At 67.8% G+C, this 25847-nt stretch carries 28 protein-coding genes and 1 riboswitch; of the genes, 17 read left to right on the top strand and 11 right to left on the bottom strand.

Annotated elements, in window-relative coordinates; genetic code table 11:
• Positions 1–304: 304 nt before the first annotated feature.
• Entirely contained in the window at positions 305–748 is a 444-nt protein-coding gene (locus LK996_RS15425) for a DUF192 domain-containing protein (RefSeq protein ID WP_230528257.1), read from the top strand.
• Positions 749–794: 46 nt separating this feature from the next.
• Complete coding sequence (locus tag LK996_RS15420) at positions 795–1640, top strand: SirB1 family protein (protein ID WP_230528256.1); 846 nt, start codon at positions 795–797, stop codon at positions 1638–1640.
• Between the two features lie 47 nt (positions 1641–1687).
• On the opposite strand, the gene LK996_RS15415 is transcribed toward LK996_RS15420, so the two are convergent.
• The gene (locus LK996_RS15415) at positions 1688–1876 is read right to left on the bottom strand and encodes a rubredoxin (protein ID WP_230528255.1); all 189 of its coding nucleotides are present in this window, start codon (positions 1874–1876) and stop codon (positions 1688–1690) included.
• Between the two features lie 84 nt (positions 1877–1960).
• Here LK996_RS15415 and thiE point away from each other — a divergent pair, with 84 nt between their 5' ends.
• Genes thiE through LK996_RS16705 form a run of 3 tightly spaced genes read left to right on the top strand, consistent with a single transcriptional unit; the run spans position 1961 to position 4469 of the window.
• Positions 1961–2578 (top strand): thiamine phosphate synthase, encoded by a 618-nt coding sequence (gene thiE, locus LK996_RS15410; protein ID WP_230528254.1) that lies wholly within the window; start codon positions 1961–1963, stop codon positions 2576–2578.
• Positions 2578–3861: a glutamate-1-semialdehyde 2,1-aminomutase gene (gene hemL, locus LK996_RS15405; RefSeq protein WP_230528253.1), complete on the top strand. Its 1284-nt coding sequence runs from the start codon at positions 2578–2580 to the stop codon at positions 3859–3861. Before thiE ends, hemL begins: the two co-directional genes overlap by 1 nt.
• Entirely contained in the window at positions 3858–4469 is a 612-nt protein-coding gene (locus LK996_RS16705; RefSeq protein WP_230528252.1) for an HAD-IA family hydrolase, read from the top strand. Before hemL ends, LK996_RS16705 begins: the two co-directional genes overlap by 4 nt.
• A gap of 4 nt (positions 4470–4473) precedes the next feature.
• Here LK996_RS16705 and LK996_RS15395 read toward each other — a convergent pair whose 3' ends face one another.
• Positions 4474–4893: a VOC family protein gene (locus tag LK996_RS15395; protein WP_230528251.1), complete on the bottom strand. Its 420-nt coding sequence runs from the start codon at positions 4891–4893 to the stop codon at positions 4474–4476.
• A complete protein-coding gene (locus LK996_RS15390) occupies positions 4890–5705 on the bottom strand; it encodes an SDR family oxidoreductase (protein ID WP_230528250.1) in 816 nt (271 codons plus the stop codon). Before LK996_RS15390 ends, LK996_RS15395 begins: the two co-directional genes overlap by 4 nt.
• A gap of 58 nt (positions 5706–5763) precedes the next feature.
• Between LK996_RS15390 and LK996_RS15385 the strand changes: the two genes are divergently transcribed.
• Positions 5764–7737: a bifunctional DedA family/phosphatase PAP2 family protein gene (locus tag LK996_RS15385; protein ID WP_230528249.1), complete on the top strand. Its 1974-nt coding sequence runs from the start codon at positions 5764–5766 to the stop codon at positions 7735–7737.
• A 14-nt stretch (positions 7738–7751) separates the two neighbouring features.
• Here LK996_RS15385 and LK996_RS15380 read toward each other — a convergent pair whose 3' ends face one another.
• The 3 genes from LK996_RS15380 to LK996_RS15370 are packed head-to-tail and all read right to left on the bottom strand — an operon-like array spanning position 7752 to position 10306.
• Positions 7752–8330, bottom strand: a complete 579-nt coding sequence (locus tag LK996_RS15380) for an LON peptidase substrate-binding domain-containing protein (protein WP_230528248.1) — start codon at positions 8328–8330, stop codon at positions 7752–7754.
• 10 nt (positions 8331–8340) lie between these two features.
• The gene (gene mpl, locus LK996_RS15375; RefSeq protein ID WP_255657198.1) at positions 8341–9705 is read right to left on the bottom strand and encodes a UDP-N-acetylmuramate:L-alanyl-gamma-D-glutamyl-meso-diaminopimelate ligase; all 1365 of its coding nucleotides are present in this window, start codon (positions 9703–9705) and stop codon (positions 8341–8343) included.
• Positions 9706–9727: 22 nt separating this feature from the next.
• On the bottom strand, positions 9728–10306 hold the full coding sequence (locus LK996_RS15370; RefSeq protein ID WP_230528247.1) for an adenylate kinase: 579 nt from the start codon (positions 10304–10306) through the stop codon (positions 9728–9730).
• Between the two features lie 134 nt (positions 10307–10440).
• Between LK996_RS15370 and LK996_RS15365 the strand changes: the two genes are divergently transcribed.
• From LK996_RS15365 to LK996_RS15350, 4 genes are all read left to right on the top strand, one after another.
• On the top strand, positions 10441–11697 hold the full coding sequence (locus LK996_RS15365) for a 6-phosphofructokinase (protein WP_230528246.1): 1257 nt from the start codon (positions 10441–10443) through the stop codon (positions 11695–11697).
• A gap of 151 nt (positions 11698–11848) precedes the next feature.
• Positions 11849–12448, top strand: coding sequence for a hypothetical protein (locus tag LK996_RS15360; RefSeq protein WP_230528245.1), 600 nt, complete (start codon positions 11849–11851; stop codon positions 12446–12448).
• A 302-nt stretch (positions 12449–12750) separates the two neighbouring features.
• Complete coding sequence (locus LK996_RS15355) at positions 12751–13005, top strand: DUF2846 domain-containing protein (RefSeq protein WP_230528244.1); 255 nt, start codon at positions 12751–12753, stop codon at positions 13003–13005.
• A 104-nt stretch (positions 13006–13109) separates the two neighbouring features.
• Positions 13110–13595 (top strand): DUF2846 domain-containing protein, encoded by a 486-nt coding sequence (locus LK996_RS15350; protein ID WP_230528243.1) that lies wholly within the window; start codon positions 13110–13112, stop codon positions 13593–13595.
• A 1-nt stretch (position 13596) separates the two neighbouring features.
• Here LK996_RS15350 and LK996_RS15345 read toward each other — a convergent pair whose 3' ends face one another.
• Entirely contained in the window at positions 13597–14121 is a 525-nt protein-coding gene (locus LK996_RS15345) for a hypothetical protein (protein ID WP_425493801.1), read from the bottom strand.
• A 178-nt stretch (positions 14122–14299) separates the two neighbouring features.
• On the opposite strand from LK996_RS15345, the gene LK996_RS15340 reads away from it, so the two are divergent.
• The 3 genes from LK996_RS15340 (at position 14300) to LK996_RS15330 (ending at position 18550) form a co-directional block, all read left to right on the top strand.
• On the top strand, positions 14300–16330 hold the full coding sequence (locus LK996_RS15340) for a sodium-translocating pyrophosphatase (protein ID WP_230528241.1): 2031 nt from the start codon (positions 14300–14302) through the stop codon (positions 16328–16330).
• Between the two features lie 118 nt (positions 16331–16448).
• A complete protein-coding gene (locus tag LK996_RS15335; RefSeq protein WP_230528240.1) occupies positions 16449–17795 on the top strand; it encodes an NfeD family protein in 1347 nt (448 codons plus the stop codon).
• Positions 17796–17806: 11 nt separating this feature from the next.
• Positions 17807–18550 (top strand): slipin family protein, encoded by a 744-nt coding sequence (locus LK996_RS15330; protein ID WP_230528239.1) that lies wholly within the window; start codon positions 17807–17809, stop codon positions 18548–18550.
• Between the two features lie 4 nt (positions 18551–18554).
• Here the strand turns inward: LK996_RS15330 and LK996_RS15325 are convergent, their stop codons facing one another.
• Positions 18555–18851 carry a putative quinol monooxygenase gene (locus tag LK996_RS15325; protein ID WP_230528238.1) on the bottom strand — a complete coding sequence of 99 codons (297 nt, stop codon included), beginning with the start codon at positions 18849–18851 and terminating at the stop codon, positions 18555–18557.
• 77 nt (positions 18852–18928) lie between these two features.
• Positions 18929–19657, bottom strand: coding sequence for an RNA polymerase sigma factor (locus LK996_RS15320; protein ID WP_230528237.1), 729 nt, complete (start codon positions 19655–19657; stop codon positions 18929–18931).
• Positions 19658–19783: 126 nt separating this feature from the next.
• Here LK996_RS15320 and ppa point away from each other — a divergent pair, with 126 nt between their 5' ends.
• The gene (ppa, locus tag LK996_RS15315) at positions 19784–20332 is read left to right on the top strand and encodes an inorganic diphosphatase (RefSeq protein ID WP_230528236.1); all 549 of its coding nucleotides are present in this window, start codon (positions 19784–19786) and stop codon (positions 20330–20332) included.
• Between the two features lie 4 nt (positions 20333–20336).
• Here the strand turns inward: ppa and LK996_RS15310 are convergent, their stop codons facing one another.
• Entirely contained in the window at positions 20337–21020 is a 684-nt protein-coding gene (locus tag LK996_RS15310) for a potassium channel family protein (protein WP_230528235.1), read from the bottom strand.
• Between the two features lie 78 nt (positions 21021–21098).
• Positions 21099–22976, bottom strand: coding sequence for a phosphomethylpyrimidine synthase ThiC (gene thiC, locus LK996_RS15305; protein ID WP_230528234.1), 1878 nt, complete (start codon positions 22974–22976; stop codon positions 21099–21101).
• Positions 22977–23038: 62 nt separating this feature from the next.
• Positions 23039–23134, bottom strand: a riboswitch (TPP riboswitch).
• Positions 23135–23205: 71 nt separating this feature from the next.
• On the opposite strand from thiC, the gene LK996_RS15300 reads away from it, so the two are divergent.
• From LK996_RS15300 to LK996_RS15290, 3 genes are read left to right on the top strand one after another with little or no spacing between them, the layout of a single operon-like run.
• Entirely contained in the window at positions 23206–23580 is a 375-nt protein-coding gene (locus LK996_RS15300) for a DUF805 domain-containing protein (RefSeq protein WP_230528233.1), read from the top strand.
• Positions 23567–25582, top strand: coding sequence for an FAD-binding oxidoreductase (locus LK996_RS15295; protein ID WP_230528232.1), 2016 nt, complete (start codon positions 23567–23569; stop codon positions 25580–25582). Before LK996_RS15300 ends, LK996_RS15295 begins: the two co-directional genes overlap by 14 nt.
• Complete coding sequence (locus LK996_RS15290) at positions 25531–25842, top strand: class I SAM-dependent methyltransferase (protein WP_230528231.1); 312 nt, start codon at positions 25531–25533, stop codon at positions 25840–25842. The genes LK996_RS15295 and LK996_RS15290 overlap by 52 nt, the downstream gene beginning before the upstream one ends.
• The last annotated feature ends 5 nt before the right edge of the window (positions 25843–25847 follow it).

Genomic DNA, 25847 nt, shown 5'->3' with positions numbered 1-25847 from the left:
GCACAAGTCACCTGCGCACACTGTCAAAGATCTGCGGAACCGGCCTCAGCGCCTTGTCCCTTTCCCCGTCGCACCGAAGTGCCCGAGGGAGCCGCACATAATACAGCCCTTCTTCGATCCGTCAACACCTCGTGAGAGGTTTTTTTCGGGTCGTCGGGGCCGGTGAAGCGGGCACCCGACGAAGGGGCGCGCATTGTGCATAACGCCGCGAAGCTTGGGAAGGGGGTCCGTGCAAGACAACATGAATGCTTGACGGCGGCGGCGGGCGTCCCGGATGTTCAACGCCCCTCCCGGAGACCACGCCATGCGCCTTCCCATTCTCCTGACCGCCTCGCTGCTGCTCCTGGCCGGTTGCGCCAGTGCGAAGGGGCCGTGGGTCGAACTCAACGGCACGCGTTACAGCGTGGAAATCGCGGACGACGATGCGGAGCGCGCGCGCGGCCTGATGTTTCGCGACTCGCTCGAAAAGAACCACGGCATGCTCTTCATCCACGACGTCGAGGCGCCGCAGGCCTATTGGATGAAGAACACCCACATTCCGCTCGACATCCTTTACTTCGACGACGCGCGCCGCCTGGTATCGCAGCAGCGCGACGTCCCGCCTTGTTCGCTCGGCGACGGATGCCCGCCCTATCCGAGCACTGCGCCCGCGCGTTATGTCCTGGAGCTCAACGCCGGCGAAGCGGCCCGACTCGAACTGGAAACAGGCGCGGAACTCCGCTTCGGGCCCGGCGTCACGCAACGCTGACCCCGGCGGGCTTGCAACGCGCTCGACGCGGTTGCAGGCTTGCGCCATGCACCAGCGTTTCTCCCTGCCGGATTGGACCGACCTTGCCGGTGTCGACGATCGTGAGCTTCCGCTGCTCGGTACCGCGTTGCTGATCGCGCGCGACGAATATCCGCAGCTCGATGCCGACCTCTACGACACGATGCTGCAGAGCCACGTCGAACACCTGCGCGACCAGGTCGACTCCGTGGATCAGTGGCCGCAGAAGATGGCGGCGATCAACCGCCACCTGTTCGACGAGATCGGTTACTCGGGTGACAGCGAGCATTACTACGATCCGCGCAACAGCTATATCAACGAAGTTTTCGAGCGTCGCCTGGGCAATCCGATCTCGCTCGCGCTCGTGCAGATCGAAGTCGCGCGCCGCCTCGGCATTCCGCTCGACGGCGTGTCGTTTCCCGGCCATTTCCTCGTGCGCCTGCCGGTCGACGACGGCGTGCTGGTGATGGATCCGTTCAATCGCGGCCGTCCGCTCGACGAAGACGAACTGCGCCAGCGCGCACGCCCGCACCTCAACGGCGAAGCGCCCGACGATCGCGCGTTGTTCCAGATCCTCAATCCGGCGACGCATCGCGCGATCCTGATGCGCGTACTGCGCAACCTGCACGGCGTGTACGCCGAACGCGACGATTGGGAACGCGCCGCGCGCAGCGCCGATCGCCTCCTGCGCCTGCAACCGGACAACGCGGACGCATTGCGCGACCGCGGGCTCGCGTACCTCAAGATGGGTTACCAGCAAGGGGCGCGCAACGATCTCGCGCGCTACCTGCAACTCAACCCGGATGCACAGGACAGCGGCCCGCTGCGCGAGCGCCTGGTCGAACTCAGCAGCGGTTCGATGCGTACGAACTGACGCGCGGCACCAACCGGCACGCGGCACTTACCGGGACGCGCACCGCGTCAGACCTGCATCATCTCGAAGTCGTCCTTCGTCACGCCGCAATCCGGGCACGTCCACGTGTCGGGAATGTCTTCCCAGCGCGTGCCCGGGGCGATGCCTTCTTCCGGCAGGCCCTTCGACTCGTCGTAGATGAAGCCGCAAACGACGCACATCCAGGTGCGATAGGCGGTGGCGACGGCGTCGGTCATCGGAATCCGTAGAATGCGTGTTCGGTCGAAGCCGGCATTGTCCCACCGACGGGCCGCCTCCGGAAGCGCACGCCAGGAACCCGCATGCAGCCCGGTCTTTATCTCATCACGCCCGACGAGGCGGACATCGAACACCTGGTGTCGCGGGTGAAACCGCTGCTGCCGTTCGCCGAACTCCTGCAATACCGCAACAAGCAGGCCGATCCCGCGTTGCGCGCCGCGCAGGCCGTCGCGCTCGCGCCGTTGTGCCGCGCGGCGGGCGTCCCGTTCATCGTGAACGACGATCCGCGACTCGCGTTCGACGTGAAGGCGAGCGGAGTGCACCTCGGCGAGCACGACGGCTCCGTCGCCGCGGCGCGCGCGATCCTGGGCCCCGACGCGATCGTCGGCGTCTCCTGCTACGACGACCTCGAACGCGCCCGCAAGGCGGCCGACGAGGACGCCGATTACATCGCGTTCGGCGCCTTCTTCCCTTCCGCGACCAAGCCCAACGCACGCCGCGCAACGCCCGCGCTGCTCGGCGCCGCCGGCGCGCTCGGCCTGCCGATGGTGGCGATCGGCGGCATCACGGTCGACAATGCGCGTCCCCTGCTGGAAGCCGGCGCGGATCTGCTGGCGGTGGTCGGAGGCGTGTTCGACGCGCCCGATCCCGTCGTCGCCGCGCGCGAATTCCAAGCGTTGTTCAAATCTTCGAGGCCCTGATGGACACCCGCCGTTCGCAAGCTCTCTTCGCCCGCGCCCAGTCGCTGATGCCCGGTGGCGTGAATTCGCCGGTGCGCGCGTTCAAGTCGGTGGGCGGCGAGCCGTTCTTCGTGCAGCGCGCCGAAGGCGCGTATCTCGAAGACGTCGACGGCAACCGCTACATCGATTACGTCGGTTCGTGGGGCCCGATGATCGTCGGCCACAACCATCCCGACGTGCTCGCCGCGGTCATCGAAACCGCGCGCAACGGCCTGAGTTTCGGCACGCCGAATCCGCTCGAAGTGACGATGGCCGAAGCGATCTCGCGCATCGTGCCGAGCTGCGAGATGGTGCGCATGGTCAACTCCGGCACCGAAGCCACGCTGTCGGCGATCCGCCTCGCACGCGGCGCAACGGGTCGCGCGCGCATCGTGAAGTTCGAAGGCTGCTACCACGGCCACGGCGACAGTTTCCTGGTGAAGGCCGGCAGCGGCGCGCTCACGTTCGGCGTGCCGACGTCGCCCGGCGTGCCGAAGGCGCTCGCCGACCTCACGCTCACGCTGCCGTACAACGATTTCGACGCCGCGACCGCGCTGTTCGACGAAACCGGCGACGACATCGCGGGCCTGATCATCGAACCGGTGGTCGGCAACGCGAACTGCCTGCCGCCGCGCGAAGGCTACCTGCAGCACCTGCGCGAGTTGTGCACGCGCCACGGCGCACTGCTGATCTTCGACGAAGTGATGACCGGCTTCCGCGTCGCGCTCGGCGGCGCGCAGCAGCGTTACGGCGTGACGCCCGACCTGAGCACGTTCGGCAAGATCATCGGCGGCGGCATGCCGGTCGGCGCCTACGGCGGTCGCGCGGAACTGATGCGGCAGATCGCACCCTCGGGCCCGATCTACCAGGCCGGCACGCTGAGCGGCAATCCGGTGGCGATGGCCGCGGGCCTGAAGATGCTCGACCTCATCCAGGCACCGGGCTTCCACGATGCGCTGGAAGCGAAGACGCACGCGCTGTGCGACGGCCTCGAAGCCGCTGCGCGCGACGCGGGCATTGCATTCACGACCACGCGCGTCGGCGCGATGTTCGGCTTGTTCTTCAGCAGCGAATACGTCGACACGTATGCGCAGGCCGTCGCGTGCGATACCGCCGCGTTCAACCGTTTCTTCCACGCGATGCTCGACCGCGGCGTGTATCTCGCGCCGTCGGCGTTCGAAGCGGGCTTCATGTCGAGCGCGCACGACGACACCGCGATCGCCGCCACCATCGACGCCGCGCGCGCCGCGTTCAAGGCCTTGTGATCTCGCACCCGCCGTCGCTGGTGCTGTTCGACCTCGACGGCGTGCTCGTGTCGTATTCCCACAGGATCCGCGTGGAAACGCTGGGCGCGGCGATCGGCCGCGACCCGGACGTCGTGTTCTCCGCGCTGTTCGACGACGGGCTCGAAAGCCGCTACGACGCCGGCCTGCTCACGAACGCGCAATACATGCAGGCGCTGTCCGATGTCCTCGGCTGCACCATCGACACACCGAACTGGCTCGCCGCGCGCGCAGCTTCGATGCAATGCGCGCAGGACACGTGCGATCGCATCAAGGCCCTCGCCGGCCGCGCCGACGTCGCGGTGCTCACGAACAACGGCCCGCTGGTCCTCGACTCGCTTCCCGCGCACCTCGTGAACGTGCTCCCGCGCGAGCGCATCTTCTGCAGCCACGTGCTCGGCGTGTCGAAACCCGCGCCGGTCGCGTTCCTGCGCGTGGTCGAAACCCTCGGGCACGCGCCGCAACGCACGCTGTTCCTCGACGACAACTACGCCAACGTCGAAGGCGCGCGCAGCGCCGGCCTGCAGGCGGAACAAGTGCAGTCGCCCGGCGGGTTCGCGGACATCCTGCGCGACTACGGCCTCGCCTGACGCGTCACCACGAACCGGTGTTGGGCATCGACGCCCACGGTTCCTGCGGCGGCAGGTGTCCTTCCTGCAGCAGTTCGATCGACACCTTGTCCGGCGATTTCACGAACGCCATGTGGCCGTCGCGCGGCGGGCGATGGATCGTGTATCCCATCGACTGCAGGCGTTCGCACGTCGCGTAGATGTCCTGCACGCGGAACGCGAGGTGGCCGAAGTTGCGCGCGCTGCCGTAGTCCTCGTCCGAGTTCCAGTTGTGGGTCAGCTCGATCTCGGCGTGCGGCGTTTCGTCGGCGGCGAGGAACACCAGGGTGTACTTGCCCGATTCGTTGTCCATGCGGCGCGTTTCGCGCAGGCCGAGGCCGTCGCAGAAGAAGCGCAGCGTCGCGTCGAGGTCGTGCACGCGGATCATCGTGTGGAGGTATTTCACAGGAAGAGGTCCGGCAATGGAGACTGGGAAGGATCGACGGCGTAGCGTGCGAAGTCGGTGACGCCGGCTTCGCGCAGCACGTCGTCGTCGATGAGGAAGCGGCCATGGAAACCCGCGGCTTCGCGCACGAGGATCGCGTGCGCCGCGTCGGCGACGATCCCGGGTTTGCGGCAGCGCGCGAAGTCGATGCCCGGGATCATGTTGAGCGCATCGGTCGCGATGATCGTGCGCGGCCACAGCGCGTTGACCGCCACGCCCTTCGGCCCGAACTCCGCGGCCAGTCCGAGCGTGACGAAGCTCATGCCCATCTTCGCGAGCGTGTAGCCCGTGTGCGGGGCCCACCACTTCGGGTCGAGGCTGGGCGGCGGCGCGAGCGTGAGGATGTGCGGGTTCGCCGCGCGCGCCAGGTGCGGCAGGCAGGCCTGCGCGCACAGGAAGCTGCCGCGCGCGTTGACCTGCTGCATCAGGTCGAAGCGCTTCATCGGCGTGTCGAGCGTGCCGCGCAGCCAGATCGCGCTGGCGTTGTTCACGAGGATGTCGATGCCGCCGAACGCATCCACGGTCGCGGCGACGGCGGCGTTCACCTCGTCTTCTTCACGGATGTCGCAACGCAATGCGAGCGCACGGCCACCCGCGGCTTCCACCTCGGCCGCGGCGGTGTGGATGGTGCCGGGCAACTTCGGATTGGCGACGGCGGACTTCGCGGCGATGGCGATGTTCGCGCCGTCGGCGGCGGCGCGGCGTGCGATCGCCAGGCCGATGCCGCGCGATGCGCCGGTGATGAAGAGCGTCTTGCCTGCAAGCGTCGCCATGAACCCGGCCTTCATGTCACGGAACGGAAAGCGTCATTCTGCTCCCTATAATCCCGGGATGCCCACCCACTGGCTCGATGCCACCGTCGCCTGGATCACCGCGAACCCGCGTGCAGCCGGGCTGTTGATCCTGTTGATCGCGTTCTGCGACGCACTGGCGGTCGTGGGGATCGTGGTACCGGCGGCGCCGTTGCTGTTCGCGGTGGGCACGATGGTGGGCCTCGGCCACATCGACGGGATCTATGCGGTCGCATGCGCATCGGCCGGCGCGTTCGCCGGCGATGCGATGAGTTTCTGGATCGGCCATCGCTGGGGCCCGCAGATGCGGGGGCTTTGGTTGTTCCGCCGCTATCCGCAGTTGCTCGACCGCGGCGAGAAGCTGTTCCGGCGCCACGGCAGCAAGGGCATCGTGATCGCGCGATTCGTCGGCGCGGTGCGGCCCTTCGTTCCCGCGATCGCGGGGATGTTGCACATGCCGTTGCGACGCTACGTCCCGGTGAGCTTGCTGGCCGCGGTGCTGTGGGCGATCGCGTTCCTCGCGCCCGGCTGGATCTTCGGCAAATCGTACGAAGCCATCGCCGCGGTCGCCGATCGCCTCGCGCTCGTGATCGTCGCGTTGTTGTTCGCGCTGACGCTGGCGTGGGCCTGCACCGTCTACACGTGGCGCTGGTTCTCCGGCCACGCCGATCGCCTGCTCGAACGCGCGTTGAAGTGGACGCGCGCGCATCCGCACCTCGGCAAGTACGCGGCCGCGCTGATCGATCCGAACCGGCCCGAATCGGCGTCGCTGCTCGTGCTCGCGGTGTGCCTGTTCGTGATCGCGTGGGCGTGGGGCGCGTTGCTCGCGGCGCTGTGGGCCGGCGGCGGTCCGTTGATGCTCGATCACAACGTGCGCGAATTCATGGCCGCGCTGCGCAACCCGCTGGCCGATCGCCTGATGGCCGCGTTCAACGCGCTCGGCGACGCGCAGGTGCTCGGACCGGCGGCGGTCGCCGCGCTCGCGTGGCTGATTTTCCGCAAGCGCTGGATCGCGGCGGCGCACTGGCTGGCCGCGCTCGCGTTCGGATTCGCGCTCACCGCGGGCCTCGGCGCGCTGCTGCCGGCGGACGAACACGGCGATGCGTTCGGCGTGCCTTCGCTCGAAGTCACGATGGCGACGATCACGCTCGGGTTCTTCGCCGTGCTGATCGCGCGCGAACTGCCGGGACGCGATCGCCAGTGGCCCTACATCGTGAGCGGCGCGGTGGTCACGCTGCTCGGCTTCGCGCAGATGTACCTCGGGTCGCATTACCTGAGCGACGTCGTCGGCGGGATGTTGTTCGGCATCGTGTGGCTGCTGGTGATCGGCATCGCGTATCGCCGCCACGTCGCGCGTTCGTTCTGGATGCGGCCGCTCGCGCTGGGGTTCTACGGCGTGTTGACGATCGCGGCGTTGTGGCACGCGCCGCGCAGCATCGAATCGACGCTCGCGCTGCACGCGCCGCCCGAACCGCCGCGCACGCTCGCGCCCGACCGGTGGTGGGTGGCGGAATGGACGAAGCTCCCCGCGCAGCGCACGGAAACCGATCCGCTGCGTCGCTGGACCCTCGATTTCCAGTACGCCGGTTCGGCGGGTTCGCTGCAGCGACACCTCGCGGCGAAGGGTTGGCAGGTGCAACCGCAGGCCGGCTGGGTCGAAACGCTCGGCCTGCTCGACGACGACCGCGCGGCCGGGCAGCAGGCCGTGTTGCCGGCGACGCTCGACGGTCGCCCCGAAGCCTTGTTGCTGCGCAAGGTCGTCGATGACGACGACGTCCATGTCCTGCGCCTGTGGCTCGCGCCGGAACAGCTGCAGTCGCGCACGCCGTTGTGGATCGGCGCGACGCAGCAGTTGCACTGGAGCAGGCCGCTCAAGGTGTTCGGCGTGTGGCGCCCGGTCGCCGACGACGGCGCGGCGCATGCGGAACTGGTCGAAGACCTGAAGGGTTGGGCGCAGCAGGAAACGGTGCATCCGGACGGCGAGACGCCGGTGCTGCGCGTGCGCGAACGCTGATCAGCGCGCGTCGATCAACTGATCCAGCGCAACAACCAGTCGAGTCGCGCGTGCGGGTCGTCCATCTGCAGCAAACCCTGGCGTTGCGATTCCTGCAACGGCAACAGTTCCGCGAGTCGCCAGCCGACCCACGACGCCTCGTCCATGCGTGCGGGCGGCGCCTTCGCGTGTTCGCCGCCGACCTGCTCGAGGATGCGTTCGAGGACCAAGCTCAGCGTCGCATGTTCGGGACGCAGCTCGTCGTCGGGATCGAACTCGCACCAGTCGACATCGGCGAGCAGCAGGCCGTTGTCGCGCACGTGCGTCGTGCCGACGCGGAAGCGGCGACCGCCGCGGATGCGCAGGTGCAACAGCCCGTCGTCGCCGGTCGAGAAGTCGTCGATGCGCGCCTGCGTGCCGTACTTCGCGGGCGTCGCCGGCACGCCGACTTCATCGCCGATCAGGATCAGGCACACGCCGAAGCCGCGCTGGTCGCGCGTGCACTCGCTGACGAGATCGAGGTAGCGGCGTTCGAACACACGCAGCGACAGCGTCGCGCCCGGCAGCAGCACGCTGTGGAGGGGGAACAATCCGATCGAGGTCGGCGTGGGCACGTTCGCGGCCTCAGGCAGCACCGATCGCGGCAAGGAAACGCCGCGGTGCGCCGTCGAAACCCCCGTTGGACATGAACACCACGTGGTCGCCCGTGCGCACATGCGAACGCAACGCCGCGATGAGCATGTCGACGTCGGGCGCGGTCACGCCCTCGCCCTTCAATGCGCCGACGACCTTGCCCGCATCCCACTGCAATTCGGGCCGATGCAGGAACACGACGACGTCCGCGCCGTCGAGCGATGGCGCGAGCGCATCGGAATGCGCACCGAGCCGCATCGAATTGCTGCGCGGTTCCATCGCCACGACGATCCGCGCCTTGCCCACGCGCGCGCGCAAGCCGGCGAGCGTCGTCGCGATCGCGGTCGGATGGTGCGCGAAGTCGTCGTACACGGTGATGCCGTTCGCATCGCCGAGCACTTCCATGCGCCGCTTCACGCTGCGGAAATTCGAGAGCGCGCCGAGCACGCTCGCAGGATCGACACCGACCGCATGCACCGCGGCCAGCGCCGCGAGTGCGTTCATCACGTTGTGGCGGCCGAGCAGCGGCCACTGCACGTCGCCGATCTCGACACCCTGGTGCACGACCGCGAACGCACTGCCGTCGTCCTTCGACAGGCGCGCGGTCCAGTCGAACGCACCGCCGTCGAGGCCGAAGGTTTCCACCGGCGTCCAGCAGCCCATCTCGAGCACTTCGGCCAGGTGCCGGTCTTCGCCGTTGACGATCAACCGGCCGCGACGCGGCACCGTGCGCACGAGGTGGTGGAACTGGCGCTGGATCGCCGCGACGTCGGGAAAGATGTCGGCGTGGTCGAACTCGAGGTTGTTGAGGATCGCGACTGTCGGCCGGTAGTGCACGAACTTCGAGCGCTTGTCGAAGAACGCCGTGTCGTACTCGTCGGCCTCGACCACGAATTCGCGGCCACGGCCGACGCGCGCGGACACGCCGAAATCTTCCGCCACGCCGCCGATCAGGAAGCCCGGTTCGCGACCCGCCGCTTGCAGCAGGTACGTGAGGATCGTCGTGGTGGTCGTCTTGCCGTGCGTGCCGGCGACCGCGAGCGTTTCGCGACCGGGGAGCACGCGTTCGCTCAGCCACTGCGCGCCGGAGATGTAGCGGCGCCCGTCGTCGAGCACCTGTTCGACGGCTGCGTTACCGCGCGAGAGCGCGTTGCCGACGATGATCTCGTCGCAATCGGGCGAGATGTGTTCCGGCGCATACCCCTGGCGCAACACGATGCCGAGCTGTTCGAGCTGCGTCGACATCGGCGGATACACCGCCTGGTCGCTGCCTTCGACGACGTGCCCGAGTTCGCGCGCGAGGGCGGCCACGCCGCCCATGAACGTGCCGGCGATGCCTAGGATGTGGACTTTCAAGTCTCGTCCCGTTGCGTTGCGATCAACCCACTTCCTTGACCGGCGCGATCGCCTCGAGGATGCGGGTGAAGACCTCGTCCAGCGAACCGACGCCTTCGACGACGGTGAGCTGGCCGTGCTGGCGGTAGTAATCGATCACCGGCGCGGTCGAGGCGTTGTAGACCTCCAGGCGCTTGCGCACGGCTTCCGGGCTGTCGTCCGCGCGGCCTTCGGCCTTGGCGCGGCCGGCGATGCGCTCGACCAGCAATTCGGTCGGCACGTCCAGCTGCACCGCGAAGTCGAACGGCGCCTTGAGGCGACCGAGCAGCGCATCGAGCGCATCGGCCTGCGCGAGGTTGCGCGGATAGCCATCGAGGATGAAGCCGTTGCGCGTATCGGGACGCGAGAAGCGATCCTCGAGCATGCCGAGGAGGATCGCGTCGGAGACGAGTTCGCCCCGCGCCATCACTTCCTTCGCTTCCAGGCCCAGCTTGCTGCCCGCCGCGACTTCCGCGCGCAGCAGGTCGCCGGTCGAAATGTGCGGCACCTGCAGGTGTTCCTTCAGGCGGGTCGCCTGCGTGCCCTTGCCCGAACCGGGCGCGCCCAACAAGACCAATCGCATCCAGACACTCCTGATCGAATCTGATCGTTGGCACCGTGCCCACGGAGCGCGGCGCTACACTCGCCCGCAACCCCACGCACGCCGCCGTATTGCCGGCCACTTTACCGCAACCGGCCCCTACCCCACGACCTCAAATGGCCAACGGAACCCTGCTGTACGCCCAGTCGGGCGGCGTCACCGCCGTCATCAACGCCACCGCGTCGGCGGTCATCACGACCGCGCGGGCCCGCCGCGTGAAGGTGCTGGCCGCGCGCAACGGCATCCTCGGCGCGCTGCGCGAGGACCTCATCGACACCTCGAAGGAGCCGCTGGCGTCCATCCGCGCCCTGGCCCACACGCCGGGCGGGGCGTTCGGCTCGTGTCGCGTGAAGCTCAAGTCGCTCGAGGCCGACCGCGCGCGCTACGAGCGGCTGCTCGAGGTCTTCCGCGCCCACGACGTGCGCTGGTTCCTCTACAACGGCGGCAACGATTCGGCCGACACGGCCCTCAAGGTCTCGCGCCTGGCCGCCGAATACGGCTATCCGCTGACCTGCATCGGCGTGCCGAAGACGATCGACAACGACCTCGCGGTCACCGATTGCTGCCCCGGTTTCGGCTCGGCGGCGAAGTACACCGCGGTCTCCGTGCGCGAATGCGCCCTCGACGTCGCCGCGATGGCCGACACCTCGACGAAGGTCTTCGTGTACGAAGCGATGGGCCGCCACGCGGGCTGGCTCGCCGCGGCCGCGGGCCTCGCGGGCCAGGGCCCGAACGATGCCCCGCACATCATCCTGTTCCCCGAGCGGCCGTTCGACGAGGCGATGTTCTTCGCCGAAGTGAAGAAGACGGTCGAGCGCGTCGGTTACTGCGTGGTCGTCGCGAGCGAAGGCATCCACACCGCCGACGGCACGTTCGTCGCCGACGCGGGCGCGGGCAAGGACGCGTTCGGCCACACGCAGCTCGGCGGCGTCGCCTCGCATCTCGCCGCGCGCGTGAAGGACACGCTCGGCTACAAGGTGCACTGGACGTTGCCCGATTACCTGCAACGTTCCGCGCGCCACATCGCATCGAAGACCGACCTCGACCAGGCGCTCGCCGTCGGCAAGGCCGCGGTCGACTACGCGCTGAAGGGCATGAACGCGACGATGCCGGTGATCCAGCGCACGGCGGATGCGCCGTATCGCTGGAAGATCGTGCCCGCGAATCTCGAAGACATCGCGAACCACGAGAAGACGATGCCCGCCGGGTTCCTGCGCAAGGATGGCTTCGGCATCACCGCCGCGGCGCGGCGTTATCTCGAACCGTTGATCCGCGGCGAATCGCCGCCGCCGTACGGACGCGATGGCTTGCCGAAGTACGTCGTGCTGAAGAATGTCGCGGTGAAGAAGAAGCTCGCGAAGTTCGAGGGCTGACCTTCGAGGGATGACCTCGCGGTTTGACAAGCCGACGCCCCCTCGGGCGTAATCCCGCGGCGCCTTGGGGAAGGCGCTGCGCGCATGGGGATGCGCGCGTCTAATCAGGGGGCTCCACTCGATGCGAATGCTCTACGCTGCCGCGCTCTGCGTGGCTGCCTTGGTCGCGCGCTGCGCGCACGCACAGGAAGTGCCCGCGGGCACGCCGATCGAAATCGAAATCCGCGACGCGCTCGGTTCCGCGCAAAGCCAGCGAGGCGACAAGTTCGCGATCGCGGTGCATGCGCCGGTCTACGTCGGAGAGCAACTCGTGATTCCCGCGGGAACGCCGGGCGTCGGCGAAGTCGTGCACGCCGAACGCGCGCGCGGCGGTGGCAAGCCGGGCGAACTGATCCTCGCCGCGCGCTGGCTCGAACTCGATGGCCGACGCATCGCGCTGCGCGGCATGAAGCTCGGCATCACCGGCGTCGACAAGTCCGGCAAGGCGATCGGCCTCGCAACGATTCCGATCGTCGGCTTGTTCACCTATGTGCGCGGCGGCGAAACACACGTGCCGCAAGGCGCGCTCGCCGGCGCGAAGATCGCCGAAACGTTCGACGCATCGACTGCGCCCTCGACTGCAATCGCGCCCTCGCCCGCATCCATCCCCGCGCCCGAATCCGCGCCTTCGCTCGTGCCGGCGCCAACGCCGGCGCCCGTGCAGGACGCCGCCGTCGTTCCATCGTCCAACAACGCTGTTTCCAAGGAGTGATCGATGCGTAAGTTGCTGTCCTGTTTCGCCCTCGCCGCCGCCTTCGCGTGCGGCAATGCCTTCGCCCAGGAAGCTGCGGCCCCGGCGCCCGCGCCGGCCGCCGATGCGGCCCCGGCTGTCGAAGGCGCCGCTGCCGAAGCGCCCGTCGCCGAAGCAGCACCGGCCGCCGCCGTTTCCGGCGGCGCCAACGTCGCGATGGAAGCCGCCCTCGCCGCCGCGAAGGGTGCGCCGCCGCCGTCGGGCAAGGCCAGATCATCTTCTTCCGCGAGAAGAAGTTCGCCGGCTCCGCGGTTCGCTACAAGGTGCGCGAAGGCGAGACCGAACTCGGCAAGCTGGTCAGCGGCGGCTACTTCGTCGTGCCGGTCGAGCCGGGCACGCACCAGTACGTCGTGCACTCCGAAGCGAAGGACGTGCTGACGCTCGAAGTCGAAGACGGCGAGACGTACTACGTGATCGGCACCGTGACGATGGGCTTCCTGGCCGGTCGCCCGAACCTGTCGCCGTCCGACAAGGCGACGTTCGACGGCATGCTCGGGAAGCTGAAGTTCGCGAAGTAATCGCACATGAACGCGTCGGCGCCGAGCGCCGACGCGTTCACACCGCACGATGAATGCGCGGCGTTACGCTCGGTGTTCCCCAAGCTGAGCAAGGAGCCGCGCCCATGAAATCCCCTGCCCTTCGAGGCACGTCTCTTCGAGGCACGCCCCTCCGCGGCGCGCTCGTCGCGTTGCTGTTCGCGGCGGCCCTGCCCGCGTTCGCGCAGAAGGTCACGGTCGAGAACCAGGGCCAGGCGTCGGAAAACGTCACGCAGCGCGCGCTGACCTCCGAAGCGCTCGAGACCGAGATCGGCAAGGCGCCCGCCGGACGCGCGCAGGTCGTGTTCTTCCGTTCGTCGAAATCGCCCGGCAACCCGGTGGTGATCCGCGAAGCAGCAGGTTCGCTGTCGATCATCGATCTCGACCCGGGCATGTACTTCGTCACCGCGGTGATGCCGGGCACGCATGCGTACGCCACCTCGGACACCGGTCCGTTCACGATGGACCTCGATGCCGGGCGCACGTATTACGTGCAGGCGATCCGCAACAAGAACGGCGACACGCAGCTCATTCGTTCGAGCGCCGACAAGTTCTCGCGCGCGGCGCATTGATCTACTTCGCGCAGGGCGTTCCTTCGACGGCCATCGCGACCGCGAACATCGGCACCGCGGGGGCGCCCTTCGCCTTCAACTCGTCGGTCGCGTCCTTGAGATAGATGCGCGAACGCCCCTGCGCATCCAGGTCCGGCGGCGCGTTGGTCGCCGACTTGCGCCAGATGCGCACGACCGCCGATTGCGTGCCGCACGATTGGCTCGGCACCACGATCTTGTCGTTGAAGATCCAGCCGTCCTGCGTCGACGGCTTCACCTTGTTCGCATCGACCAGGCGCGCGCGCGGCTGGCAGTTCGCACTCGTGCGCGCGAGGGCGAACTTGTAGGGATCGGCGGCCTGGCCGGTGAACTGGCCTTCGATGCGCGCACACGCCTCGGGGATCGTGCGCAGCGTGTGCACCACCCCGTTGGCTTGCGGCGTCGAGGCCTCCCGCTTGATCTCGGGCTTCGGGTCCTGCGCGGCGAAGGCCAGGCACGGGGCCAGGGCGAGCAGCAGCAGAGGGCTTCGGGCATGTCGCATGGGCATCGCTCCGGGTCGGTTCCAAGGCGCGCAGAGTCGCACTGCCGGTCTGAACACTTGCTCACGGCACAGCTTCTCGAAGCTGTGCGATAGTCGGGACGTGCCGCCACGTTTCATCGCTTTGCCGCGGCGCAACAATCCCGTGCGTTCAACCGTTGTCCCATTGTCTCCCTGGGGAGGGTTCATGCTGGAGCAGTACGGTCTGATCCTGGCGCTCGCCTGCGCCGTCATCGCAATCTTGTATGGCCTGTGGTCCGCCTCGTGGATCAACAGTCGCCCCGCCGGCAACGAACGCATGCAACAGATCGCCGGCGCGATCCAGGAAGGCGCCCGCGCTTATCTCAATCGCCAGTACACGACGATCGCCATTGCGGGCGTCGTGTTGTTCATCGTCGTCGGCTTCGCGCTCAGCTGGTACACCGCGATCGGTTTCCTGATCGGTGCGGTGCTGTCCGGTGCGGCGGGCTACATCGGCATGAACGTGTCGGTGCGCGCCAATGTCCGCACGGCCGAAGCCGCGCGCACGGGCATGGGCCCGGCGATGGACGTCGCGTTCCGCGGCGGCGCGATCACCGGCATGCTCGTGGTGGGCCTCGGCCTGCTCGGCGTCGCCGGCTACTACTTCGTGCTGCAGCGCATGGGCATGTCGGTCGACGAATCGCTGCACGCGCTCGTCGGTCTCGCGTTCGGCTCGTCGCTGATCTCGATCTTCGCGCGACTCGGCGGCGGCATCTTCACCAAGGGCGCCGACGTCGGCGCGGACCTGGTGGGCAAGGTCGAAGCAGGCATCCCGGAAGACGATCCGCGCAACCCCGCGGTGATCGCGGACAACGTCGGCGACAACGTCGGCGACTGCGCGGGCATGGCCGCGGACCTGTTCGAGACCTACGCGGTCACGATCATCGCGACGATGCTGCTCGGCGGCATCCTCGGCGCCAGCGTCCTCGGCCCGAATGCGATCCTCTATCCGCTCGTGCTCGGCGGCGTGTCGATCATCGCGTCGATCGTCGGCGCGTTCTTCGTGAAGGTGAAGGCAGGCGGCTCGATCATGGGCGCGCTGTATCGCGGCGTGATCGTGTCGGCCGTGCTCGCGGCGATCGCCTTCTGGCCGATCACCACGCAGATGATGGGCACCGCCTCCATGGGCGCGACGAACCTGTTCCTCTGCGCGCTGATCGGCCTGGTGCTCACCGGCGTGATCGTGTGGATCACCGAGTACTACACCGGCACGCAGTTCAAGCCGGTGCGCCATGTCGCGCAGGCTTCGACCACCGGCCACGGCACCAACATCATCGCGGGCCTCGGCGTGTCGATGAAGTCGACCGCGCTGCCGGTCGTCGCAGTGTGCATCGCGATCTACTCGGCGTTCGAGCTCGGCGGCCTGTACGGCATCGCCATCGCGGCCACCGCGATGCTGTCGATGGCGGGCATGATCGTCGCGCTCGACGCCTACGGCCCGATCACCGACAACGCGGGCGGCATCGCCGAGATGGCGGAGCTGCCGCCGGAAGTGCGCGCGGTCACCGATCCGCTCGACGCCGTGGGCAACACGACGAAGGCGGTGACGAAGGGTTACGCGATCGGTTCGGCCGCGCTCGCCGCGCTCGTGCTGTTCGCCGACTACACGCACAACCTGCAGAAGAACAACCCGGACACCACGTTCACCTTCGACCTCTCCGACCACATGGTGATCATCGGCCTGCTCATCGGCGGCCTGATCCCGTACCTGTTCGGCGCGATGGCGATGGAAGCGGTCGGCCGTGCGGCCGGCGCGGTGGTCGAGGAAGTGCGTCGCCAGTTCCGCGACATCGCCGGCATCATGGAAGGCACGGGCAAGCCGCAGTACGACAAGGCGGTAGACATGCTCACGCGTTCGGCGATCAAGGAAATGATCGTCCCGTCGTTGCTGCCCGTCGCGGTGCCCGTCGTGGTCGGCCTGCTGCTGGGTCCGAAGGCGCTCGGCGGCGTGCTGATCGGCACGATCGTCACCGGCCTGTTCGTCGCGATCTCGATGACCACCGGCGGCGGCGCGTGGGACAACGCCAAGAAGTACATCGAGGACGGCAACTTCGGCGGCAAGGGGTCCGAGGCGCACAAGGCCGCGGTCACCGGCGACACCGTCGGCGATCCCTACAAGGACACCGCCGGCCCGGCCGTCAATCCGCTGATCAAGATCATCAACATCGTCGCGCTGCTGATGGTGCCGTTGCTGTAACGCAACGCGCCACTGACGCGACACTCGACGGCGGCCGCGAGGCCGCCGTCTTTGTTTTCGCCTTAACGGACAGTGGCGCTAACTGTCGCTGTGATCCGCGCCCCGCAGGGGGTGAGGCATGACGATGTTCCGACGTGCATGGGGCTTGGCGTGCGCACTGGCGCTCGTGCCGGTGCTCGTGCTCGCGTCGACGACCACGGTGCCGTTGCTCGACGTGAAAGGCGGCATCGGCCCGGCCACGCGCGAGTACGTGAAGCACGGCCTGGCGCGTGCGCAGGCCGAGGGCGCGCCCGCGATCGTGTTGCGCATCGACACCCCCGGCGGGCTCGATGCGGCGACGCGCGACATCAACCAGGCCATCCTCGCCTCGCCCATCCCGGTGCTCTGCTGGGTCGCGCCCGAAGGGGCGCGCGCCGCGAGCGCGGGCACGTACATCCTCTACGCCTGCCATGTCGCGGCGATGGCGCCCGCGACATCGGTCGGCGCAGCGACGCCGGTGTCCCTCGGCGCACCCGGCGTGCAGGAGCCGCCACCCGCGCGCGACGACGGCGACGCTCGCAAACAAGACGAACCCCGCAGCCCCGTCGACACGATGGAACGCAAGGCCACCAACGACGCCGTCGCCTACCTGCGCGCGCTGGCCGAACTGCGGGGGCGCAACGTCGCGTTCGCCGAAGCAGCCGTGCGCGACGCGCAGACGATGAGCGCGAGCGAAGCAGCGTCGAAACATGTCATCGACTTCATCGCGCACGACGCGGACGCGCTGCTGCGACAGGCCGACGGCCGCGTCGTGCGCATGCGCACCGGCGACACCACGCTGCACCTCGCCGGCGCAACGACGCAGGCCTACGTCCCCGACTGGCGCACGCGCCTGCTCGCCGCGATCACCGAGCCCACCATCGCCTACCTGTTGCTGCTCGTCGGCCTGTACGGATTGATGTTCGAAGGCTTCAACCCGGGTGTGCTGTTCCCTGGCGTGATCGGCGGCATCTGCCTGTTGCTCGCGCTGTATGCGTTGCAGTTGCTGCCGGTGAACTACGTGGGCCTGGCGTTGATCGTGCTCGGCGTCGGGTTGATGGCCGCGGAATTCGCGATGCCCAGTTTCGGATCGCTCGGCATCGGTGGCGTGGTCGCACTGGTCGCGGGCTCGCTGCTGCTGTTCGACGCGGACACGCCGGAATTGGCGGTGTCGCGGCAATTGATCGTCGGCATCGCCGTCGCCAGCGCGGCGGCGTTCATGGGCCTGGTGTGGCTCGCCGCGCGTGCACGCAGGCGCCCCGTTGTCACCGGCATCCAGGAACTCGTCGGACAGGTCGCCGTCGCGCTCGCCGACTTCGACGGCCGCGGGCAGGTGCGCATCCGCGGCGAAGTCTGGCAGGCGACGTCGACCGCGCCGGTGCGGCGCGGACAATCGGTGCGCGTGCTGGCGCTGGATGGACTCGTGCTCGACGTCGCGCCGCTCTGAAGGAGGCTGGCATGAACATCGTCGTGGTGTTACCGCTGCTGGTGTTGCTGTTCGCGCTACTGGTGGCGTCGATCAAGATCCTGCGCGAATACGAACGCGCGGTCGTGTTCCAGCTCGGCCGCTTCTGGATGGTGAAGGGCCCGGGCTTGTTCGTCCTGATTCCCATCGTGCAACAGATGGTGCGCGTGGACCTGCGCACGATCGTCATGGACGTGCCGTCGCAGGATCTGATCTCGCACGACAACGTGTCGGTGAAGGTCAACGCCGTCGTCTATTTCCGCGTCGTCGATCCGCAGAAGGCGATCATCAACGTCGAGCACTTCTACGAAGCGACGAGCCAGCTCGCGCAGACCACGTTGCGTTCGGTCCTGGGCCAGCACGACCTCGACGAAATGCTGGCCGAGCGCGAAAAGCTCAACCACGACATCCGCACGATCCTCGACACGCAGACCGACGCATGGGGCATCAAGGTCGCCACCGTGGAGATCAAGCACGTCGACATCAACGAAGTGATGGTGCGCGCGATCGCACGCCAGGCGGAAGCCGAACGCCTGCGCCGGGCGAAGGTCATCCATGCCGAAGGCGAACGCCAGGCCGCCGAAGCGCTCGTCGACGCGGCGCGCCTGCTCGGCGCCGATCCGCGTGCGATCCAGCTGCGCTACCTGCAGACGCTGACCGAGATCGCCGGCGAGAAGAGTTCCACCATCGTGTTCCCGCTGCCGATCGACGTGCTGCAGTCGCTGCAGGGGCATTAGGGTGTCATTGCTTCGCCGCCATCATGTCGACCTTGTCGATCGTCGGCGGCGATGCGAGCAGGCGGTCGGCGTTGTTCATCAGCGCCTTCGCGATCTCGCCCTGCAGGTGCGCCTGGCGTCCGTGCTCGTCGTCGAACGTGTCGAAGATGCCGAACGACGTCGGCCCCGTCTGGAACGCGTACCACGTGCGCGTTTCGTGTTCCTGCTGCGCAAGCGGCAGCGCGCCCGCGAGCAGCGCGGCGACTTCGCGCTCCTTGCCCGGCTTGGCCTCGAGCTTTGCGAGCAAACCGTACTTCACCATGGCGGGACTCCTGGCACGGGGGGCGACAACGCTAACAACGCCTGCGTCGCCGCCCGGTGCAGGAGCGCGCCGGCTAATCAGTCTTCGTCTTCGTCGAGCACGTCTTCGTCGAAGTAGGGCGCGATGCGCGCAAGCACGTTGTTGGTCATGCGATCGCAGCGCGCGCCGAGGAACGGGAACGCGTCGGTCATGGTCGATTCGAGCGTGTCCTGCAACGCCAGGCGCAGCAGGCGACGCGCGCGATGCAGCCGCGTCTTCACCGTCTCCGGCTTGAGCCCGAGCGACACCGCGGTGTCTTCGATGCTGCACTCCTCGATCTCGCGCATGACGAACACAAGGCGAAAGGGCTCAGGCAGGTCGTCGACCGCGCGTTCGAGCAGGCGGCGGATTTCGCCGCGCGCCGCGTCGGCGGCCGGGTCTTCGCTGCCGAAGCGCGAGGGGAACGCGATCACGCGACCTCCTTCCTGCTGCAGGGTTTCGATGTGGCCGATCTCGACCGTGGGCCTGCGTGCGCGCAACCGGCCGTTCGCTTCGTTGAGCACGATGCGCGTGAGCCAGGTCGCGAGCGAAGCCTCGCCGCGGAAATCCGACAGGTGCTCGAACGCCGCCACGTACGCCGCCTGCACCACGTCCTCGGCCTCGGCGTCGTCGTGCACCACGCTGCGCGCCATGCGGAACAGGCGCCGGTTGCAGCGACGGGTGATTTCGCGGAACGCCCCGCGCCGACCGCCGCGCGCCATGCCCACGAGCGTGGGCTCGTCGAGGCTTTCGTAGTCCACCAATGGGCCCGGGTCCTGCCGAATCATGCGATTTGCCCTCCCTTTGCCCATCCGACGCGCGAGCGCGCCCGGGGTTCCCGCCTATAATCCGCGCCCTCCCCTCACCCCGCCGTGACCCCTCCGGGTCCGGTCAGCACGTCGGAGCAGCACGCAATGGGCCTGGACCTCGTCCCCACCGGCAAGAACCCGCCGGACGAAATCAACGTCATCATCGAGATCCCGAAGGACGCCGAGCCGGTGAAATACGAGGTCGACAAGGCCTCGGGCGCCATCTTCGTCGACCGCGTGCTGTCCACGCCGATGCGCTACCCCTGCAACTACGGCTACGTCCCGCACACGCTGTGCGGCGACGGCGACCCGGCCGACGTGCTCGTGCTGATGCCGCTGCAGCTGATCCCCGGTTCGGTGATCCGCGTGCGCCCGGTCGGCGTGCTGCGCATGCGCGACGAAGCGGGCAGCGACGAGAAGATCCTCGCCGTGCCGGTCACCAAGGTGTATCCGGGTTACGCGCACATCGAAGGCCTCAACGACGTGCCGCAGCATTGGCGCGATCGCATCTCCTACTTCTTCGAGCACTACAAGGATCTCGAACCCGGCAAGTGGGTGAAGCTCGATGGCTGGGGCGATGTCGCCGAAGCCAAGCAGATCCTCGTCGAGTCGATCGAGCGCTACAACGCGTCGGACGAGAAGCCGAACTTCTGAGCGATCACTTCGCCGTGTGCTGGACGATCGTCAGACCGATCAGCCGCGACACGACGGTGGCGATGTAACCCACGCCCGCGAGCTGTTCGAGCATCGTCAGCACGCGGGCGGGGGCGCTCACCGGCAACACGTCGCCGAGGCCCGTCGCCGAAAGATTCGTGAAGCTGAAGAACAGGAGTTCGAGCCAGGTGCGCTCGCGCTCGGGCTCCAGGCCCGTGAAGCTGTTCGGGTACCACGACTGGCAGACGAAGAAGGCGTAGGCGAAGCCCCACGCGATCAGCGTGAACGTCGCGCCCGCCGCGAACAGTTCGTCCGCCGACACGCGGGTGTCGCGCATCATGTACATGATCAAGCCGGTCGCCGCGTAGAAATACAGCAGCGACTCCAGCGTCGCGGCGAGCGGCAACATCGCGGTGTCGTCCTTCAGCACGACCCAGATCGTCAGCAGCAACGACGGCACCGCGAGCAACCACGCGAGCGTGTTGAGCATCGGGCTGCGGCTGACCGTCCACACCGCGAGCGGCACCACCACCACCGCCACGCCGCCGAACAACATCCGCCCTTCCGACGTCTGGTCCATCAACGGGTACAGCAACAGGCTCAGCAATTGCGCCGCGAGCAGGAAGGCCGATGGATGGCGCGCCGCCACGAAGCGCCAGATCGTCAGGCGATGGATCGTCGGATGCATCGCGCGATATTACCGGCGGCCGTGACGGCGGCGTATTGCCCCGAAGGGTACGCCGCCGTTCGTCGTTACTCGGCCCCTTTACTCGGGCGTGTAGACCTCGGCACCCTGCGCGCGGAACTCGTCCGCCTTCTCCGCCATGCCGGCCTCGATCGCCCCGGCTTCGTCGACCCCGTGCTCGGCCGCGTAGTCGCGCACGTCCTGGGTGATCTTCATCGAACAGAAGTGCGGGCCGCACATCGAGCAGAAGTGCGCGAGCTTGTGCGCGTCCTTCGGCAAGGTTTCGTCGTGGAAGGACTTCGCCTTCTCCGGATCGAGGCCGAGGTGGAACTGGTCCTCCCAGCGGAATTCGAAGCGCGCCTTGCTCAGCGCGTTGTCGCGCACCTGCGCACCGGGATGGCCCTTCGCGAGATCCGCCGCGTGCGCCGCGATCTTGTACGCCATGATGCCGTCGCGCACGTCTTCGCGATCCGGCAGGCCGAGGTGTTCCTTCGGCGTGACGTAGCAGAGCATCGCCGTGCCGTACCAGCCGATCATCGCCGCGCCGATCGCGCTGGTGATGTGGTCGTAGCCCGGCGCGATGTCCGTGGTCAGCGGGCCGAGCGTGTAGAACGGCGCTTCGCCGCACTCGCGCAGCTGCTTGTCCATGTTCTCCTTGATCAACTGCATCGGCACGTGGCCGGGGCCTTCGATCATGGTCTGCACGTCGTGCTTCCACGCGATCTTGGTGAGTTCGCCGAGCGTTTCGAGTTCGCCGAACTGCGCCGCGTCGTTCGCATCCGCGATGCAGCCCGGACGCAGGCCGTCGCCGAGCGAGAAGGCGACGTCGTACGCTTTCATGATCTCGCAGATGTCTTCGAAGTGCGTGTAGAGGAAGTTTTCCTTGTGGTGCGCGAGGCACCACTTGGCGAGGATCGAACCACCACGCGAGACGATGCCGGTCACGCGCTTCGCGGTCAGCGGCACGTAGCGCAGCAGCACGCCGGCGTGGATGGTGAAGTAATCGACGCCCTGCTCCGCCTGTTCGATCAGCGTGTCGCGGAAGATGTCCCACGTGAGTTCTTCGGCGCGACCGTCGACTTTTTCCAGCGCCTGGTAGATCGGCACCGTGCCGATCGGCACCGGCGAGTTGCGCACGATCCATTCGCGCGTTTCGTGGATGTGCTTGCCGGTCGACAGGTCCATCACCGTGTCGCCGCCCCAGCGGATCGCCCACACGAGCTTCTCGACTTCTTCCGCGATGCCCGAGGACACCGCGCTGTTGCCGATGTTCGCGTTGATCTTGGTGAGGAAGTTGCGGCCGATGATCATCGGCTCGCTTTCCGGGTGGTTGATGTTGTTCGGCAGGATCGCGCGGCCGCGGGCGATCTCGTCGCGCACGAATTCGGGCGTGATGCGCGCCTGCATCGCCGCGCCGAAATCCTGGCCGGCGTGTTGCGAGAGCAGGCCCGCGTCGCGCATCGCGTCGAGGCGCTGGTTCTCGCGGATGGCGACGAACTCCATCTCCGGCGTCACGATGCCGCGGCGAGCGTAATGCATCTGGCTGACGTTGGCGCCTGCGCGCGCGCGGCGCGGCACGACGCGACCGGGGAAGCGCACCGCGGCCAGGCGCGGATCGTGTTCGCGCGCGCGGCCGAATTCGGAGGACAGGCCGGCGAGCGCTTCGGTATCGCCGCGTTCCTCGATCCAGCGCGCACGCAACGCGGGCAGGCCCGCGGCGAGATCGATCGTCGCCTGCGGATCGGTGTACGGCCCGGAGCAGTCGTAGACGGTGATCGGCGGGTTGTCTTCGCCGCCGAACAGGGTCGGCGTGCGCTGCTGCGCGATCTCGCGCATCGGCACGCGCAGGTCGTCGCGCGATCCGGTCACGTGGATCTTCCGCGAACCGGGAATCGGGCGAACCACTTCCTCCGACAGGCGCTGCGTGTCGCGGATGAGTTCGGAAGGCACTGCGTTCATGGGCTGTCGTCCTGGAAGTTCGCGGGACGAAGCGGTGGACGACGGACGGCGCGTCTTGCGCGAGCCGATCCGGCGAAGGCTCCCTACGGCGGTCTCAACCGCGTCAGGTTCCAAGGGTCTGTCTCAACCGGCCGTGGCCGGTACCCCCGCTTCGGCGCGCATTTGAACATGCACGGGGTCCCTCCGCTACCATGCCAGCGGCCGAGGGGACGCGGCGGGAGAGGCACACATGGGACGTTGGCTGTCGTGGATGCGGTGGTCGGGCCGGCTGCGCAGGCGCACCTTCGCCTGGCAGATGCTGCTCGCCTCGCTGGCCTTCACGGTCGCGTACGTCTTCATCGAACGCATCGCCGGGCGCGGTGCCACCCTGATCGCCTATCCCTTCTTCTTCGCCGCGGCGCTTTCGCTCTGCGTGCGGCGCCTGCACGACCAGGCGCGCAGCGCGTGGTGGCTGCTGTGGGTCGTGATCCCGGTGCTGGGCCCGCTGCTGCTCGGCGCGTTGTTGCTGCTCAAGCGCGGCACGCCGGGCGACAACCAGTACGGCGACGATCCGCGCGTGCGCGGCCGCGACTACCTGCAGGTCGCGATCCATGAGCCTGCTTGAATCGAAGTCGCCGACGGGCGGCACCATCGTCAACGACGTCACGCGCCTGAACCCGGTCGCGGTATGGGCGGTCGCCACGCCGACCTCCGTCGCCGAAGTGCAGGACGCGTTGCGTCGCGCCGACGGGCCGGTGTCGATCGGCGGCGGTCACTTCAGCATGGGCGGACAGACCGCGAGCCCGGGCAGCCTGCATCTCGACATGCGGCGCATGAACCGCATCCTCGCGTTCCACCCGCAGGCGCGCACGGTGCGCGTCGAAGCCGGCGTGCGCTGGTGCGACCTGCAGCGCTTCATCGACGGGCGCGACCTGTCGGTGCGCATCATGCAGACCTACGCGAACTTCACCGTCGGCGGATCGCTCAGCGTCAACGTGCACGGACGTTACATCGGGCTCGGTCCGCTGATCCTGTCGGTGCGTTCGATCCGCATGGTGATGGCCGACGGCAGCGTGGTCGATGCATCGCCGGACGACAACGCGGCGCTGTTCCATGGCGCGATCGGCGGCTACGGCGGCCTCGGCGTCATCGTCGAAGCGGAACTGGAACTCGCAGACAACGTGCGCGTCGCGCGCGAGTCTGTGCGCATGCCGTCGCGCGATTACCTCGCGTGGTTCCGCGCCAACGTGCGCGATGCCGACGATGCGATCTTCCACAACGCCGACCTGTATCCGCCGCACTGCTCGCGCGTGCGCGCGGTGACGTGGCGCAAGACCGACAAGGCGGTGACGGTCCCGCATCGCCTGCAGCCGTTGCGCAGGCACTTTCCGCTCGAGCGCTACTTCCTGTGGGCGTTCACCGAGACCCGCTTCGGCAAGTGGCGGCGCGAACATCTGCTCGAACCGCTGATGTACCTGCGCAAGCCGGTGCACTGGCGCAACTACGAAGCCGGTTACGACGTCGCCGAACTCGAACCGGCGAGCCGCCGCCACAGCACCTACGTGCTGCAGGAATACTTCGTGCCGGTGGCGCGCTTCGACGAATTCGTGTCGCGCATGTCGGAGATCCTCGCGCGGCACCGCGTCAATGCGGTGAACGTGTCGGTGCGCCACGCCTTCGCCGATCCGGGCTCGCTGCTCGCATGGGCGTCGGAGGAGGTGTTCGCGTTCGTGCTGTACCACAAACAGCGCACGCGCGAGAACGCGAAGGCGCGGGTGGCGGTGTGGACGCGAGAGTTGATCGAGGCCGCCATCGACTGCGGTGGCCGCTACTACCTGCCGTACCAACCGCATGCGCGGCCCGACCAGTTCCATCGCGCGTATCCGCGTGCGCGCGAACTGTTCGCGCTCAAGCGCACGCTCGATCCGACGTACCGTTTCCGCAACGTGCTCTGGGACACGTATTACGCGCCCGGGCTGGAGTCTTCGATGCAGGCCACTGCTGTTGCCACCGAAACGACCGCCGGCACGCCCGGCGTCGACGATTTCCGCCAGGTCTACGGCACGCCGCGCGGCGCCGACGACTTCTATCGCTTCCTGCAGAACATCTATCGCCTGTATCCCGAGGATCGCTTCCACGCGCTGATCCGGCAGGCGACGCGCGAGCAACCGAACGACGAAGGCGTCTATCGCGCGTTGCAGGCGCAGGTGCCGAAGATCAAGCCGTTCCTGTCGGAGCTCACGTACGCATTGCCGTCGCTGTCGAAGCAGAAGAAGGAGATGTCGCGGCAGACGCTTGCTCTGCTCGGCGATCGACGTCGTTTCGACGGGTTCCTCGAGATCGGCAGCACCGGTCGATACCTCAGCGACCTGCGCCGCCATCTCGACCTGCGCGGCGACATCGTCACCATTCACGACGCACCGCCGACGTTCTCGCCGGTCGACATCGTCGAACGCGCGGCGGACTGCGCAAGCTCGGCCGCTTCGTCGCCAACGACAACTTCGCACCGATCGCGCGCGAATCGATCGCCGATGCGAGCATCGAACTGGCGACGGTCTACATCGGCCTGCACCACGTGCCGCTCGACCAGTTGCAGGCCTACCTGCAATCGCTCGCGCGCATCGTGAAGCCGGGCGGCCTGCTGATCGTGCGCGACCACGACGTCACCGACGATGCGATGCGTGCGCTGGTCGCGCTCGCGCACGCGGTGTTCAACGCGGGCCTCGGCGTGTCGTGGGAGGTCAACCACCAGGAACTGCGGCACTTCCGCACGGTGGACGCATGGATCGCGATGTTGCGCGAGGTGGGCTTCGAGCACGTCGGCGATCGCCTGCTGCAGGCGCACGATCCGACGCTCAACACGCTGCTGTGTTTCCGTCGCGCATGAAGGGT

Origin of the sequence: Noviluteimonas lactosilytica (assembly GCF_020866925.1) — a bacterium.
GTDB classification, from domain to species: Bacteria; Pseudomonadota; Gammaproteobacteria; order Xanthomonadales; family Xanthomonadaceae; genus Noviluteimonas; species Noviluteimonas lactosilytica.
This window is presented reverse-complemented; position numbering and strand designations above follow the sequence as displayed.

Coding starts and splice junctions, on each gene's coding strand:
- LK996_RS15425 (WP_230528257.1), top strand. CDS start 305: ATGCGCCTTCCCATTCTCCTGACCGCCTCGCTGCTGCTCCTGGCCGGT.
- LK996_RS15420 (WP_230528256.1), top strand. CDS start 795: ATGCACCAGCGTTTCTCCCTGCCGGATTGGACCGACCTTGCCGGTGTC.
- LK996_RS15415 (WP_230528255.1), bottom strand. CDS start 1,876: ATGACCGACGCCGTCGCCACCGCCTATCGCACCTGGATGTGCGTCGTT.
- thiE (WP_230528254.1), top strand. CDS start 1,961: ATGCAGCCCGGTCTTTATCTCATCACGCCCGACGAGGCGGACATCGAA.
- hemL (WP_230528253.1), top strand. CDS start 2,578: ATGGACACCCGCCGTTCGCAAGCTCTCTTCGCCCGCGCCCAGTCGCTG.
- LK996_RS15390 (WP_230528250.1), bottom strand. CDS start 5,705: ATGGCGACGCTTGCAGGCAAGACGCTCTTCATCACCGGCGCATCGCGC.
- LK996_RS15385 (WP_230528249.1), top strand. CDS start 5,764: ATGCCCACCCACTGGCTCGATGCCACCGTCGCCTGGATCACCGCGAAC.
- LK996_RS15370 (WP_230528247.1), bottom strand. CDS start 10,306: ATGCGATTGGTCTTGTTGGGCGCGCCCGGTTCGGGCAAGGGCACGCAG.
- LK996_RS15365 (WP_230528246.1), top strand. CDS start 10,441: ATGGCCAACGGAACCCTGCTGTACGCCCAGTCGGGCGGCGTCACCGCC.
- LK996_RS15350 (WP_230528243.1), top strand. CDS start 13,110: ATGAAATCCCCTGCCCTTCGAGGCACGTCTCTTCGAGGCACGCCCCTC.
- LK996_RS15345 (WP_425493801.1), bottom strand. CDS start 14,121: ATGCCCATGCGACATGCCCGAAGCCCTCTGCTGCTGCTCGCCCTGGCC.
- LK996_RS15340 (WP_230528241.1), top strand. CDS start 14,300: ATGCTGGAGCAGTACGGTCTGATCCTGGCGCTCGCCTGCGCCGTCATC.
- LK996_RS15335 (WP_230528240.1), top strand. CDS start 16,449: ATGACGATGTTCCGACGTGCATGGGGCTTGGCGTGCGCACTGGCGCTC.
- LK996_RS15330 (WP_230528239.1), top strand. CDS start 17,807: ATGAACATCGTCGTGGTGTTACCGCTGCTGGTGTTGCTGTTCGCGCTA.
- LK996_RS15325 (WP_230528238.1), bottom strand. CDS start 18,851: ATGGTGAAGTACGGTTTGCTCGCAAAGCTCGAGGCCAAGCCGGGCAAG.
- LK996_RS15320 (WP_230528237.1), bottom strand. CDS start 19,657: ATGATTCGGCAGGACCCGGGCCCATTGGTGGACTACGAAAGCCTCGAC.
- ppa (WP_230528236.1), top strand. CDS start 19,784: ATGGGCCTGGACCTCGTCCCCACCGGCAAGAACCCGCCGGACGAAATC.
- LK996_RS15310 (WP_230528235.1), bottom strand. CDS start 21,020: ATGCATCCGACGATCCATCGCCTGACGATCTGGCGCTTCGTGGCGGCG.
- thiC (WP_230528234.1), bottom strand. CDS start 22,976: ATGAACGCAGTGCCTTCCGAACTCATCCGCGACACGCAGCGCCTGTCG.
- LK996_RS15300 (WP_230528233.1), top strand. CDS start 23,206: ATGGGACGTTGGCTGTCGTGGATGCGGTGGTCGGGCCGGCTGCGCAGG.
- LK996_RS15295 (WP_230528232.1), top strand. CDS start 23,567: ATGAGCCTGCTTGAATCGAAGTCGCCGACGGGCGGCACCATCGTCAAC.